General features: G+C 73.2%; 11 protein-coding genes. 3 read left to right on the top strand and 8 right to left on the bottom strand.

Annotated features, from left to right (window positions below):
- Together ACFV4N_RS30535 and ACFV4N_RS30530 are read right to left on the bottom strand one after the other, a co-directional pair.
- Positions 1 to 606, bottom strand: a 606-nt coding sequence (locus ACFV4N_RS30535; RefSeq protein WP_499676083.1) for a glycoside hydrolase family 3 N-terminal domain-containing protein, incomplete at its 3' end; no start/stop codon positions are given.
- A 72-nt stretch (positions 607 to 678) separates the two neighbouring features.
- Positions 679 to 1,500, bottom strand: a complete 822-nt coding sequence (locus ACFV4N_RS30530) for a peptidoglycan DD-metalloendopeptidase family protein (RefSeq protein ID WP_499676082.1) — start codon at positions 1,498 to 1,500, stop codon at positions 679 to 681.
- Between the two features lie 156 nt (positions 1,501 to 1,656).
- Between ACFV4N_RS30530 and ACFV4N_RS30525 the strand changes: the two genes are divergently transcribed.
- The 3 genes from ACFV4N_RS30525 to ACFV4N_RS30515 are packed head-to-tail and all read left to right on the top strand — an operon-like array spanning position 1,657 to position 4,863.
- Positions 1,657 to 3,567, top strand: a complete 1,911-nt coding sequence (locus tag ACFV4N_RS30525; RefSeq protein WP_499676081.1) for an MFS transporter — start codon at positions 1,657 to 1,659, stop codon at positions 3,565 to 3,567.
- Between the two features lie 36 nt (positions 3,568 to 3,603).
- On the top strand, positions 3,604 to 4,608 hold the full coding sequence (locus ACFV4N_RS30520) for a LacI family DNA-binding transcriptional regulator (protein ID WP_499676080.1): 1,005 nt from the start codon (positions 3,604 to 3,606) through the stop codon (positions 4,606 to 4,608).
- A gap of 51 nt (positions 4,609 to 4,659) precedes the next feature.
- Complete coding sequence (locus ACFV4N_RS30515) at positions 4,660 to 4,863, top strand: hypothetical protein (protein WP_499676079.1); 204 nt, start codon at positions 4,660 to 4,662, stop codon at positions 4,861 to 4,863.
- A gap of 6 nt (positions 4,864 to 4,869) precedes the next feature.
- Here the strand turns inward: ACFV4N_RS30515 and ACFV4N_RS30510 are convergent, their stop codons facing one another.
- From ACFV4N_RS30510 to ACFV4N_RS30485, 6 genes are all read right to left on the bottom strand, one after another.
- Positions 4,870 to 7,689, bottom strand: coding sequence for a beta-galactosidase (locus tag ACFV4N_RS30510; RefSeq protein WP_499676078.1), 2,820 nt, complete (start codon positions 7,687 to 7,689; stop codon positions 4,870 to 4,872).
- Entirely contained in the window at positions 7,686 to 9,983 is a 2,298-nt protein-coding gene (gene yicI / locus ACFV4N_RS30505; protein ID WP_499676077.1) for an alpha-xylosidase, read from the bottom strand. Before yicI ends, ACFV4N_RS30510 begins: the two co-directional genes overlap by 4 nt.
- Complete coding sequence (locus ACFV4N_RS30500) at positions 9,980 to 10,792, bottom strand: carbohydrate ABC transporter permease (protein ID WP_499676076.1); 813 nt, start codon at positions 10,790 to 10,792, stop codon at positions 9,980 to 9,982. Before ACFV4N_RS30500 ends, yicI begins: the two co-directional genes overlap by 4 nt.
- Positions 10,789 to 11,694 (bottom strand): carbohydrate ABC transporter permease, encoded by a 906-nt coding sequence (locus tag ACFV4N_RS30495; protein ID WP_499676075.1) that lies wholly within the window; start codon positions 11,692 to 11,694, stop codon positions 10,789 to 10,791. Before ACFV4N_RS30495 ends, ACFV4N_RS30500 begins: the two co-directional genes overlap by 4 nt.
- Positions 11,691 to 12,968 (bottom strand): ABC transporter substrate-binding protein, encoded by a 1,278-nt coding sequence (locus ACFV4N_RS30490; RefSeq protein WP_499676074.1) that lies wholly within the window; start codon positions 12,966 to 12,968, stop codon positions 11,691 to 11,693. The genes ACFV4N_RS30495 and ACFV4N_RS30490 overlap by 4 nt, the downstream gene beginning before the upstream one ends.
- A gap of 197 nt (positions 12,969 to 13,165) precedes the next feature.
- Positions 13,166 to 13,703, bottom strand: a 538-nt coding sequence (locus ACFV4N_RS30485) for a PIG-L deacetylase family protein (RefSeq protein WP_499676073.1), incomplete at its 5' end; no start/stop codon positions are given.

Below are 13,703 nucleotides of genomic sequence, written 5' to 3'. Positions count from 1 at the left end.
GTCCACCACGGGCGCGAGGTCCATGCTCACGCCCCGCGCGCGCAGCGCCCGCGCCCGGTCCCGGGCCAGGGCGCGCACCTGCTCCGGTGTCATGTCCGCGGCCATCCGCCGGGCGCTGGGCAGGGACCCGTCCAGCGCGTCGACCCGCTGCACGCGGCCGCCCTCGTCGTCGACGGCGACCATCAGGGGCAGCGCCGCCGCCGCGCGCACCGCGTCCAGGCCGCCGGTCAGCAGGCCGGTGTCCTCGCCGCCGATGAAGATGCCGCCCACCTGCTCGGCCTGCACGACCCGCAGCGCGTCCGCGGTGCCGCGCGGGTCGACGCCGACCATGAGCAGCTGGGCCAGCCGCGCGCGCAGGGGCAGGGCCTCGGCCTTCACCGCGCACGGGTCGGGCGCGGGGGCGGGTTCGGCCGTGCGCGACGGTGACGAGGACGGTGGCGGGGACGTGGAGGTGCCCGCCGGCGCGGCCACGGGGCGTCCGGTCACGGAGGCGCCGGGGTCGTGCAGCAGGGCGGCGAGCAGCGCGCCGAGGGCCGTGAACACCAGCAATGCCCTCGTCCTGGCGTTCGGGCCGCCGTGGTGCCTGCTCGGCCGCTCGGTCCGCACGGCACCAAACTTACGTCATCGGCCGCCCGAGCACCGGGCGCGCGGGCCGAGCGGCGCGTCACAGGGCCGCGGTCAGTCGTAGCGGTCCTGGTTGAGGAACCGGGCGAGGCCGCGCCACGAGTTGGGCCCCATCACACCGTCGACGGGTCCGGTGTAGCCCCAGCGGGCGGCCAGGCGCTGCGCGGCCGCCCAGGTGTTGGGGCCCGGGACGCCGTCGATCGGGCCGGTGTAGCCGTAGGCCCGCAGTGCGCGCTGCAGGGCCGCGTAGGTGTTGGCGCCGGGCACGCCGTCGACCGGACCGGTGTACCCGGCCTCCAGCCGCAGCCAGTTCTGCGCCCGTTGCCAGAACACCGCGCCGGGCACGCCGTCCTGCTCGGTGCCGGTCTTGGGCAGTCCGCCGCCGATGCCGGCGAGGTAGGTGAGCGGGTTGATGCGGGTGCCGCCCGGGTCGATCATGTGCCAGTGCACGTGCGGGCCGGTGGACGAGCCCGAGCCCGGTGCGCCGGGTTGCCCGCCGGACAGGCCGACGACGCCGCCCGTGCCCACGCGCGTGCCGTTGGCCAGCAGGAACTGCGACAGGTGCAGGTATTGGGTGCGGTAGCCGTTGTCGTGCCGGATGGTGACGGTGTGGCCACCGGTGCCGTTGTCCGGGGTGTTGGTCACCACTCCGCCGCCTGCGGCGGGCAGGCGGGTGCCCACGGCCATGCCGTAGTCGATGCCGCCCAGCGACCCGCGGGAGCGGTGCTGCTCCCAGGTGCCGGTGATCCGGTAGGCGGTGAACGGGTTGTAGAAGCTCGCGGCGCTCGCGGCGCCCGTCGTGACCAGCCCGCCGGCGACGGCGAGCCCCGCGCCGGACAGGAGGGTCCTCCTGCTGATGCCACCGTCGTCGCCCATCGGCCGCCTCTCGCGTGACGTTGCCCCTGAGACAGAAAGTAGCGGCGTGGTAACGCTGCGGTGTGGTGCGTTCGACCGACGACCTTCCGGGGCAGCCCAGGGGCGCGTCCGGCCCATCGGCGACCGACATTACTTCGCTACGCTAATGTTCCGGGTGTGAAGCGCCCCGTCGGACTCGTCATCGCCGTGCTCAGCCTGTGCGGGACCGTCGTGTCGCTCATGCAGACGCTCGTGGTCCCGCTGCTGCCCGAGCTGCCCACCCTGCTCGGCACCACCGCCGACAACGCCTCGTGGCTGGTCACCATCACGCTGCTGACCAGCGCGGTCGCCACGCCGATCCTGTCCAAGGTCGCCGACATGATGGGCAAGCGGCTCGTCATGGCCCTCGCCCTGGGCGTGCTGGTGGTCGGCTCGGTGGTGTGCGCGCTGAGCGGTTCGCTGGGCGGCATGATGGTCGGCCGGGCCCTCCAGGGCTTCGCGCCCGCCCTGATCCCGGTCGGCATCAGCATCATGCGCGACGAGCTGCCGAAGGAGCGGGTCGGCGCGGCCGTGGCGCTGATGAGCGCCACCCTGGGCATCGGCGCGGCGGCCGGGCTGCCGCTGGGCGGCGCGATCGCCACCGCGCTGGACTGGCACTCGCTGTTCTGGGTCTCGGCCGGGATGGGCGTGGTGATGCTGGCCGCGGTGCTGCTGGTCGTGCCGGAGTCCTCGGTGCGCAGCCCCGGGCGCTTCGACCTGGTGGGCGCGGTGCTGCTGTCGGTGGCGCTGACCAGCCTGCTGCTGGCGATCTCGAAGGGCTCGGCGTGGGGCTGGACCAGCCGCCCCACCCTGTTGTGCCTGGGCATCGCGGTGCTGGGGTTCGCCGTCGCCGCGCCGTGGGAGCTGCGGGTGGGCAACCCGCTGGTCGACCTGCGCACCTCGGCCCGCCGCCCGGTGCTGCTGACCAACGTGGCGTCGCTGCTCGCGGGCTTCGCGATGTACGCCAACCTGCTGGTCAGCACCCAGGAGCTCCAGCTGCCCGAGGCCACCGGCGTCGGCTTCGGCCTGACGCCCACCGCGGCCGGTCTCGCGATGCTGCCCGGCGGCCTGGTCATGGTGCTGCTCGCACCGGTCTCGGCCGCGGTCACCCGCCGTTACGGCGCCCGGGTCACGCTGCTGGCCGGTTCGCTGGTGATGGCGGTCGGCTACGCCCTGCGCGCCCTGCTCACCGGGCAGCTGTGGCAGCTGGTCGCCGGGACCACGATCATCTCGGTCGGCACGGCCATCGCGTTCGCCGCCATGCCGATCCTGGTGATGCGCTTCGTCCCGATCACCGAGACCGCCGCCGCCAACGGCCTCAACACCCTGGTGCGCTCGATCGGCACGTCCTCCTCTAGCGCCGTGGTCGCCGCCGTCCTGACCGCCGGCGCGGTCACCACCGCCGGGGTGGTCGCGCCGACCGCCGCCGCGTTCGCGTGGGTCTCCTGGATCGCCGCCACGGCGGCGGTGCTGGCCGCCCTGCTGGCCACCGCCCTGCCCGGCCGCGAGGTGACCTCGGTCCCCTCCCCCGCCCGCGACGAGACCGAGGAGGTCGTGACGCGCGGCGAGGTCGTCACGCCCGACGGCCACCCGGTGCGACTGGCCGTGGTCACCGTGCTGACCCTGCGCGGCCGGCGGGTCGACTGGGCCCGCACCGACCACACCGGCACGTGGTCGGCGGCCCTGCCGGGTCCGGGCCGCTACCTGGTGGTGTGCTCGGCGGACGGCTGGTCGCCCCGCTCCGAGGTGCTCGACCTGGGCACGGACCGGCCGCGGCGGATCGTGCTGTGCGACCGGCGGGAGCTGGTCGGCGTGGTGCGCCACGACGGCGCCGCGGTCGCCGACGCCCTGGTCACCCTCACCAGCCCGGCCGGGGAGACCGCCGAGCACGCGCGCACCGACCGGCAGGGCCGCTACGCGCTGCCGCTGCCACCGCTGGGCGGCTACGTCCTCACCGTGCTGCCGCCGGGTTCCGAGGTCGCCCACGCCACCGACGTGGTGGTCACCCCGCAGCGCCGCACCGTGGACCTCGACCTGCCCGTGGCGTGAGCCGCCCCGGACGCCCGTCCACCTATGATCAACCGGGTGGTCACCATCGCCGATGTCGCGCGCGCGGCGGGCGTCTCGCCCAGCACCGTGTCCTACGTGCTGTCCGGCAAGCGCACGATTTCGGAGACGACGCGGCGCAAGGTGCACCGCAGCATCCGCAAGCTGGGCTACCGGCCCAACGCGGGCGCGCGGGCGCTGGCCAGCAGCCGCACCAACGTGATCGCGCTCGTCGCACCCCTGCGCGCGGACCTGAACGTGCCCGTGGTCATGCAGTTCGTCGGCGCCACCGCCGCCGCGGCCCGCGCCCACGACCACGACGTGCTGCTGCTGACCGCGGACGAGGGCGCGGAGGGGTTGGACCGGGTCGCGGCCTCCGCCCTGGCCGACGCGATCCTGGTGATGGACGTGGAGGCGGACGAGCCGCGGGTGCCGGTGCTGCGGTCGCTGGAGCGGCCCGCGGTGCTCATCGGGGTCCCGGACGACCGCACGGGGCTGACCTGCGTGGACCTGGACTTCACCGCGGCCGGCGCGGCGTGCGTGGCGCACCTGGCCGACCTCGGTCACCGGCACGTCGCCCTGATCGGACCGTCCCCGGTCGTCTACCGGCGCGGCACCAGCTACGCGGGCCGGTTCCTGCGCGGGTTCGAGCGGGAGGCGGCGGACCGCGGCGTGCGGGCCGCCGCGCTGGCGTGCGTGCCCACCTACGACGGGCTGCGCGACTGCCTGGACGACCTGTTCGCCCGCCGACCCGCGGTGACCGGCCTGGTCGTGCACAACGAGGCAGTCCTCGGGCCGCTGCTGTCGGAGCTGGCGCGGCGCGAGCGGCGGGTGCCGCTGGACGTCTCGGTGCTCGCGGTGTGCCCGCCGGACCTGGCGCGCTCCCACGAGGTGCCGCTGACCTCGGTGGACATCCCGGCGGCCGAGCTGGGCGAGCTGGCCGTCGAGCTGGCGATGCGACAGCTCGACGGCCACGCGGAGCCGGAGGTGCGGCTGCTGCCCCCGCGGCTGGAGGTGCGGGGCAGCACCGGCCCACCGGCCTGACCACCACCCGCACCTATTGACTTTCGATAGGTTGCGAGCGATATTCGATGCATGAACACCGAGCGCCGCCGGTGGGTCCCGCCCCTGGGCGGAGACCCCGTGAACTACCTCCTCGCCTTCCTCGCCCTCGCCGTCGGGATCGCCGCCGTGATCTTCGGAGGGGCCGACGACTCGCCCGGCCTCCAGCTCATCGGCGCCCTGATCGTCCTCGGCGTGGTCGGGCACGGGGTGCGGACCGCGCGACGCGGCGGGTAGCGCGCGTCAGCGGTCCGCGCCGGTCCGGTGGTTGCCCAGGGTCACCAGGCGCACCGGTCCGGGACCGCCCTCGAGCTGTTCGGTGGCGATCACGGCGAAGGTGAGCGTGTTGTGCTCGGCCAGCACCCCCTCGGGGAGCACGAAGTCGCGCTGGGGGCTCAGCCCGCCCAGGTACTGGCCCATGTTCCAGCCGTTGACGAAGATCAGCACCCGGTGGTCGCGCCGGGGCTCGCCCTCGAACCTCAGGCCCACCGACACGTCGTGCCCGCGCGGCAGGTCCAGCCGGAACGTCGTGCGGTACCAGGACACCCCGGGCCGCGTCACGGGCGGCGGCGCGGACCAGCCCCGGGCGTTGCCGGGCAGGTGCCAGCCCTCGCGCTCGCCGTGCAGGCCGCCGACGTTCATGGGGCCGCGTTCGCCGTCGTCCGGGCGCGAACCGCGAACCTCCCACGAGATCGGCGCGGACGAGCCCTGCACCACCACGCCGAACAGGCCGCGCGGCTGCTTGTGCCGCACGTCGTCGGCGGTCCAGTCGTCGTTGTGGCCCATGTTCTCCACCAGGACCGTCAGCGTCGCCGGCCGCCCGGCCGCCAGCAGCCCCTCCGGCACCGCGAAGTCGCCGCGACCGGGGTCGGGGTTCACCGGTTCCGCGTCCGACTCCGTGCCGCCGGCGGCGGAACCGAGGTACCGGCCGTTGAGCCACACCAGGTACACGCCGCGCCGCCCGGTGATGGCGTTGACCGAGACCACCCGCTCGGTCCCGGTGGCGGTGAACCGGCCCCGGTACCAGACGCTGCCCTGGTGGAAGCCGTACTCGTCGGAATACAGCACGGGCAGGGTCTTCGGCTTGATCGGGCTCGCGGTGGTCGTCTTGTCGGCCGTGACCCACCCGGACCCGCCCGCGCCCGGCGCCTCGGCGCGGTGGCGCCAGTCCGTCAACTCGGGCAGGCGCACCTGCTCGGGGCCGGGCAGCGAACCCAGCAGCGACCCGCTCGGCGTGCGGCGCACGTGCACGGCCCGCCCGCCCGCGCTGAGCCTGCCGACCGGGGCGAACACCTCCACCTCGTCCGCCCGGTCGGTGTCGGCGCGCAGCACCAACCGGTCGCCGACCACCGCCGCGGACCGGGCCAGGGCGGTGCCCCGGACCAGCACCGGCCCCCGCTCGGTGTCCAGCCGCCAGAACCGCGCGGCGGTCTCGTCCGTGCCCAGCAGGAGCAGCAGCGGCGGCCGGCCACCGCCCGAGACCAGCACCCGGGCCAGGCCGGAGTGGGTGTAGTCCAGCCTCAGGTCGCCGCCCGCGTAGGAGGCCCGCACCGCGCCGTCGAGCACCCGCACGGTCGGTTCCGAGCCGTAGCGCAGCACCGTGGAGCCCTGCTCGCCGTCCCGGCCGTAGAGCACGGCCACGTCGCGCCCGGACACCTCCACGTGGGTGAGGACCTCCGAGTTCGACCACACCAGGCGCTGACCGCCCAGGTCGTAGCCCGCCACCAGCACCTTGGCGTCCCGCCCGGCCACCCGCACCGGCACCCGGTAGCGACCGTCCGGCGTGGACCAGTCCAGCTCGGTGGCCACGTCTGCGTCCGTGCGCCGGTCCGGGTGCCGGACCAGGACGAACTGCGTGCCGGTGTCCGGGTTGGACCGGGCCTGCGTGAACACCGCCGGGTCGGCGGGCACGGGCGCGGGCGACGGGTCGGTCTTCGCCAGCGGCGCGACCGTGGTCATGAAGTAGCCCTGGCGCTTGAACTCGTCGTACTTCGGCGTCAGTCGGCGCGACTCGGTGATCGCCGCGCCGTAGTCGTAGGAGGTGTAGACGTCGTTGGGCTGCGGCAGCCAACCCCAGGACGTGCCGCCGTAGGCCATGTAGTACCCGAACATGGTGGCGCCGCTGCCGATGGCGTTGGACTTGTAGAACACCTTCATGAAGTCAGGCCCGGTCAGGTCGCGGCACGCGTCGTACCCGGCGTCGTGCAGGTCGATCGCGCCGGCCTGGTACTCCGCCGCGTAGACCGGCCCGTCGTCGCGCAACCTGCGCGTCACGCCCTCTGCCTGCCCCCACGCGTCGGGCGCGCGGCAGTCGAAGCCCACCGGGTAGTCGTCCACGCCCGGGATCTGCACCGCACCCCGCCCGGACGACCAGTTGGCCAGGTCGCCGTTGCAGCAGTTGTTGTGCACGATCGGCACGTCGACGCCGGCCGCCCTCGCCTGGTCCTGGAGGTCCTCCATGTAGGCGGCGTCGACGTTGACCGCGTACTCGTTCTCCACGTTGTAGGCGATCACCGAGCCGCCCCGGGTGACCTGGTGGCGGGCGATGATCGGGTTGAGGTGGTCCAGCCACTCCCGGTAGGCGGCGGTGTAGCCCGGGTCGCTGGAGCGGGCGCGCCCGGGGACGGTCTTCAGCCACGCCGGGAACCCGCCGCCGCTGGTCTCGGCGTTGATGTAGGGACCGGGGCGGGCCACCACGTACAGGCCGAGTTCCTCGGCGGTGCGCAGCAGCAGGTCGACGTCGCGCACGCCGGTGAAGTCGTAGGAGCCCGGCGCGGGCGAGTGGTAGCCCCAGTGGAAGTACAGCGACACGCCGTTGAACCCGGCGGCGCGGATCTTCTCCAGCACGTCCCGCCACAGCCGCGGGCTGGGCAGCCGGAAGTAGTGGAACTCCCCCGACCACAGCACGACCCGCTCGCCGTCGACCATCAGCGAGTACCGGTCGTAGGTCACCTCGTGGCCGCCCGACGCGGTCGCCGACGCGGTCGCCGACGCGGTCGCCGACGCCGCCGCGGGCGAGAGCAGGGAGGCCAGCAGCACCACCACGACCCCTAACGCCCTCACCGGATCCCCTCCACCGTCACCGCGCTGCCCCCGGCGTCCACCAGCACCCCGTCCGGGTGCGCGTGCGCCGTCCCGCCGCCGACGACGTCCACCGACCGCGCGCCGACCAGCAGCAGCCGCCACCGCGCCGGCGCGTCCGCCACCTCGACCCACATCCGGTCGCCCCGCTTCACCAGGCGGAACGTCGAACCGCCGACCACCACCGAGTGCCTGCCGTCGGACAGCCCGTAGGCCCGCAGCGTGACGCCCTCGGCGTAGTCGTAGTCCGGCCGGTCGTCGACCGCTCCCACGGGCAGCACCGTGTCCGGCCGCACCAGCAGCGGCACGGTCAGGAAGTCGCAGCGCTCCCGCACCCAGCGCGGCCCCTCCACGACCGCCCCGGTGAGCAGGTGCGTCCACGTGCCCGGGGGCACGTAGTAGGACACGTCGCCGTCGTCGGAGAACACCGGCGCGACCAGCAGCGAGTCGCCGAGCATGTACTGCCGCTCCAGGTGGGCGCAGCCGGGGTCGTCGGGGAACTCCAGCGCCATCGCCCGCATCACCGGCACGCCCTCGTTCGCGGCCTGCCGCGCGGCCCGGTCCAGGTAGGGCATCAGGCCCAGCTTCAGCTTGGTGAACCGGCGCAGCACCTCCACGGCCTCCTCGTCGAACAGCCACGGCACGCGGTAGGACGAGCTGCCGTGCAACCTGCTGTGCGAGGACAGCAGGCCGAACGCGGTCCACCGCTTGAACAGCGCTGCCGACGGGGTGCCCTCGAAACCGCCGATGTCGTGGCTCCAGAACCCGAACCCGGACAGGCCCAGCGACAGGCCGCCGCGCAGGCTCTCCGCCATGGACTCGTAGGTCGCCTCGCAGTCGCCGCCCCAGTGCACCGGGAACTGCTGCGAGCCGACCGTGGCCGAACGGGCGAACACCACGGCCTCGTCGTCACCGAGCCGCTTGCGCAGCACGTCGAACACGGTCTGGTTGTAGAGGTAGGTGTAGTAGTTGTGCATCCGCTCCGGGTCGGAGCCGTCGTGGTAGACCACGTCGGTGGGGACGCGCTCGCCGAAGTCGGTCTTGAAGCAGTCCACGCCCTGGGCCAGCAGCGCGTCCAGCTTCGCCGCGTACCAGGCTCGGGCGGCGGGGTTGGTGAAGTCCACCAGCGCCATGCCGGGCTGCCACAGGTCCCACTGCCACACCCCGCCGTCGGGCCTGCGCAACAGGTAGCCGCCCTCGACGCCCTCGGCGAACAGCGGCGAGCGCTGCGCGATGTAGGGGTTGATCCACAACGAGACCTTCAGCCCCCTGGCCCGCAACCGCTCCAGCATCCCCACCGGGTCGGGGAACGTGCGCGGGTCCCACTCGAAGTCGCACCAGTGGTACTCCCGCATCCAGAAGCAGTCGAAGTGGAACACGCTCAGCGGCAGGTCCCGCTCCGCCATGCCGTCGACGAACCCCGAGACCGTCTCCTCGTCGTAGGAGGTGGTGAACGAGGTGGACAGCCACAGCCCGTAGGACCACGCGGGCGGCAGCGCGGGCCGGCCCGTGAGCGCGGTGTACTTGCGCAGGACGTCCTTCGGCGTGGGACCGTAGATCAGGAAGTACTCCAGCGACTGCCCCTCCACGCTGAACTGGACCCGGGACACCGCCTCCGAGCCGACCTCGAACGACACCCGGCCCGGGTGGTTGACGAACACCCCGTACCCGGCGTTGGTGAGGAAGAACGGCACGTTCTTGTAAGCCTGCTCGCTGCTGGTGCCGCCGTCGGCGTTCCAGACCTCCACCGCCTGCCCGTTGCGCACCAGCGGCCCGAACCGCTCGCCGAGCCCGTAGACCACGTCGCCGACGCCCAGGACCAACTGCTCGCGCACGTGGTGGCGCCCCTCGGCGGTCATCAGGCCGATGCCCTTGGTCCGGCTGCTGGTCAGCGTGCGCCCGGCCGCGGTGAAGTCCACCCGCCACTCCTCGCCGCGCAGCACCCGCACCGACAGCGCGCCGGAGGTCAGCTCCACACCGGCGTCGTCGTCCACGACCTTGGCCTCGTGCGCGGGGTCGACGGCCACCTCGAACGCCGGCTGACCGTCCACACCGCCGCTGAAGTGCGTGATGGACACCCCGACCACGTCCGGCGCGGGCGCGGTCAGGCCCAGGGTGACCAGCGGTCCCTTGAGCGTGTCGCCGCGGTGCCGGATCGGGCTGGTCGGCGCGTGCACGACCACCTCGCCGTCACCCGCGGTGACGTCGTGCACCTGGACCGGGTAGGCGCCCTCGACGCCCGGACGCAGCAGCCAGTACCCGTCGGTGAACTTCATTTGACTGCTCCTGCCGTGATACCGCGGGTCAACGCGCGTTGGAAGATGAGGAAGAAGGCGATGGCCGGCACCACGCCGAGCAGCGCGGAGGCGCTGGTCGTGGTGGCGTCCATCATCCGCTGGCCCTGGAGCACGCCCAGCGCCACCGGCACGGTCTGGTTGTCGTTCGAGATCAGCAGCACCAGCGGCAGGAAGAACTCGTTCCACGTCCAGATGAAGAAGAACACGAACAGCACCCCCAGCGTCGGCTTGCTGACCGGCACCACGACCCGCAGCAGGGTCTGCCACTTGTTCGCCCCGTCGAGGCGCGCCGCCTCCAGCAGCTCGCGGGGGAACCCGCCCAGCGTCGAGGTGAGCAGGTAGGTGCCGAAGGACGCCTGGATCACCGTGAACACGATGACCACGGCCGTCTTGGTGTCGTAGAGCCCGACCTCCTTGGTCAGGAAGTACAGCGGGTAGACCAGGGCTTCCTGCGGCAGCGTGTTGGCGATCAGGAACACCACCAGGATCCACAGCCTGCCGCGCACCCGGCCGATGCCCAGCGCGTAGGCGTTGCACACCGACACCACGACCGCGAGCACGGCCACCGACCCGCTGATCACCACGCTGTTGAGCAGCTTCTCGCCGAAGTCGACGCGTTCCCAGAAGGCGATGATCCCGTCCAGGGAGACCTCGCCGGGCAGGCCGAGCGGGCCGCCGGTGGCGTAGTCCTCGGGCGTCTTGACCGCGTTGAGCGCCACGAGCGCGAACGGCGTGAGCATCACCGCGGCCAGCAGGACCACCGACCACAGCACCGCGTGCCGCCTCACCGGTCCTCACCCCGCTGCTGCACGCGCAGGAACACCGCCGTGAGGACCAGCACGAGCACCGTCAGCACGGTGGCGATGGCGGCGCCGTAGCCGACCTTGGTCTTCTCGAAGAAGTTCTGGAACGAGTAGTACGACGGGACGTTGGTCGCGCCGCCGGGCCCTCCCCTGGTCAGCACGTAGATCGGGGCGAACACCTTGAGCGCGGCGATGGTGCAGGTCAGCAGCACGACGAAGATCTCGGGGCGCAGCTGCGGCACGGTGACGTGCCGGAACCTGCTCCACCAGGACGCGCCGTCCAGCTCGGCGGCCTCGTGCAGCGACGGGTCGATCCGCCGCATCCCGGCCATGAAGACCACCACCGGGTAGCCGACCTGGATCCACAGCAGCACGCCCATGACCGTCCACAGCGCCAGGTCCGGGTCGCCCAGCCAGTTGCGCGCCAACGACTCCAGGCCGACCGCGCGCAGCACCTCGTTGAGCGCGCCGTCGCGCGGCGCCAGCACCCAGCTCCACACGATCCCGGCGACCGCGATGGGCAGCACCTGCGGCAGGTAGACGCACGCCCGCAGCACGCCCGCCGCGCGGGGGCCGAAGTGCTTGGCGACGTGGTCGAACAGGACCGCGGCGAGCAGCAGCCCGGCCAGGGTCGGCAGGATCGCCATGGCCACGACCAGGCCGACGTTGTGCCGGAACGACGCCCAGAACACCCCGTCGGTCAGCAGTCGCCGGTAGTTCTCCGCGCCGACCCACTCCGGGTCGCCCGCGCCGGTCCACTCGGTGAGGCTGATGCCGACGTTCATCCCGAACGGCACGAGCACCACCGCGAGCAGCAGCAGCGCGCCGGGCAGCAGGAACAGCAGGTAGGACCCGCGGTCGCGGACCGCGGCGGGAACCGGGCTCATCCGCCGACGCCCGCCAGGTTCTCCTCGTAGTAGTCGGCCAGCTCGGTGAGCACCTCGTGCGGCTGGAGCTCGCCGGTGATGAGCTTCTGCACGGCGGTGACCTGCGCGTCGTAGAAGCCGGGCACCGGCCAGTCCGGGTAGAACGCCAACCGGTCGGCGGCGCTGAGCTCGCGGAAGCCCTCGTTGAGCGCGGCCACGCCGGGGTCGGCCGGTGGCGCGTCGCCCGGGGCGAGCGCGACGCCGCCGGAGTCGCGCAGCAGGTCCTGGACGGGCTGCGACAGGGTGATCTCGATGAAGTCGTAGGCCAGTTCCTTGTTCTTCGCGCCCGCGGGCACCACCCACAGGTTGCCGCCCGACCCGGCGGTCATGCCGGGCCACGGCGCGGTGGCCCACTCGAAGTCCCGGACCTGCGAGCGCAGCCGGCCGTACCACCAGCTCCCGCTGATCATGATCGGGTGCCTGCCCTGGATGAACGACAGGCCCATGTCCTCGGCCTTGAGCCCGGCGGAGTCCTCGTCGAGGTAGCCCTCGCGCAGCCACGCGGCGAAGGTCTCCACGGCGTACGACCAGGTCCGGTCGTGGAAGTCCACCTTCCCGGTGTAGCGCTGGAACCGGTCGACCCAGTCGCGGTCGGCCCTGGTCAGCGCGAGCTGGTAGAGCAGCTGGGCGGCGGGGTACTCGGCGCCGCCCAGGGCCAGCGGCGTGACGCCCTCGGCGGCGAACTCCGCCATCGCGGCGGTCAGCTCCTCCAGCGTGGTGGGCGCGGCCAGCCCCCGCTGGTCGAACATGGTCTTGTTGTAGTAGACCGTCACGTACTCGGCGTAGTTGGGGACGCCGTACCACTTGCCCGACCCCATGACGCCGCGCTCGTCGTAGCGGGACGTGACGCCGGCGGCGGGTCCCACCTCGCGGTCCCAGCCGCGTTCGGCGGCCTCGTCGCTCAGGTCGGTCAGCAGGCCCTGCTTCGACAGCAGGCCGGTGGTGGCGTTGCCCTTGTTGTACTCCATGACGTCGGGGGCGTCGGAGGAGTTGAGGACCATCGGCGCGGTCTTCTGGACCTGCTCGAAGCCCTTCTCCTCGAACTTGACGGTCACGCCGGGGTGGGACTCCTCGAACCGCTTGATCGCCTCGGCCCAGGCGATGCCCATCGCGCTGTCGGGTCCCTCGTAGTGCCACAGCGTCAGCGTGTTGGGGTCGCCGGCGTCGTCGGAGCCACCGCACCCCGCCGCCACCGTCAGGGCCGCCACCAGGACGACCAGGAGTTTTCCGCGCATGAGGTCCCCTCCGCCGCGGGGACGCCGCCGAGCCCCCTCGTCATCGAAGCGCTTCGACTTCGCACGGTAGGGCGCGGGCGGCGGGAAGACAACAGGCCGGGCGGGTGAAACGCTTCGACAGGTGCGACCCGGGACGTCACGCGGGGTGCTGTCCGGGCCCCTCGGGACGCGGGCGGGCGCCTCGGGAACGCGGGCGGTCAGCTCCCGAAGACGTCGGTGAGCGGTCGCGGGGTCGGGGTCCTGGCGGGGTCGACGTACCACTCGTGCCCGGCCACCAGCCCGAACAGCCACGGGGGCATCCGGACCAGCGCGCGCATGACCGGGGCGAGCCGCCCGTTCCCGCTCACCTGCGAGCGGTGGGCGGCCAGCGCCGCCTGCTTCTGCCGGGCGAAGCGCCGCACGGTGACCCGGTGGGTGATGTCGGCGCGGGCGCTGAACGCCTCGCGCAGCGCGTCCACGTCGTAGCGGAACGGGATGCGCAGCACGCGCACCAGCCGGATCAGGCGTTCGGCCGCCTCGCGGGGCATCGTGGCCTCCAGCACCGCACCCACGCCGGCCAGCTCGCCCGCCCGGCGGCCCACCTCGTGCACCTTGACGTGGTCGCGGTGGCCGTACCCGCCGTTGGCGTCGTAGCCGAGCAGCACGTCGGCGCGTTCCTCGCGCAGGAGCGCGGCGAGCCGACCCGTCGCCTCGTCGACGTCGGCGCGGGCGACCCGCCGCCGGCCGGGAGGGTCG

This window comes from Actinosynnema sp. NPDC059797 (assembly GCF_042732085.1).
GTDB lineage: Bacteria > Actinomycetota > Actinomycetes > Mycobacteriales > Pseudonocardiaceae > Actinosynnema.
The sequence above is the reverse complement of the archived record's forward strand: the minus strand, read 5'-3'. Positions and strand labels throughout refer to the sequence as shown.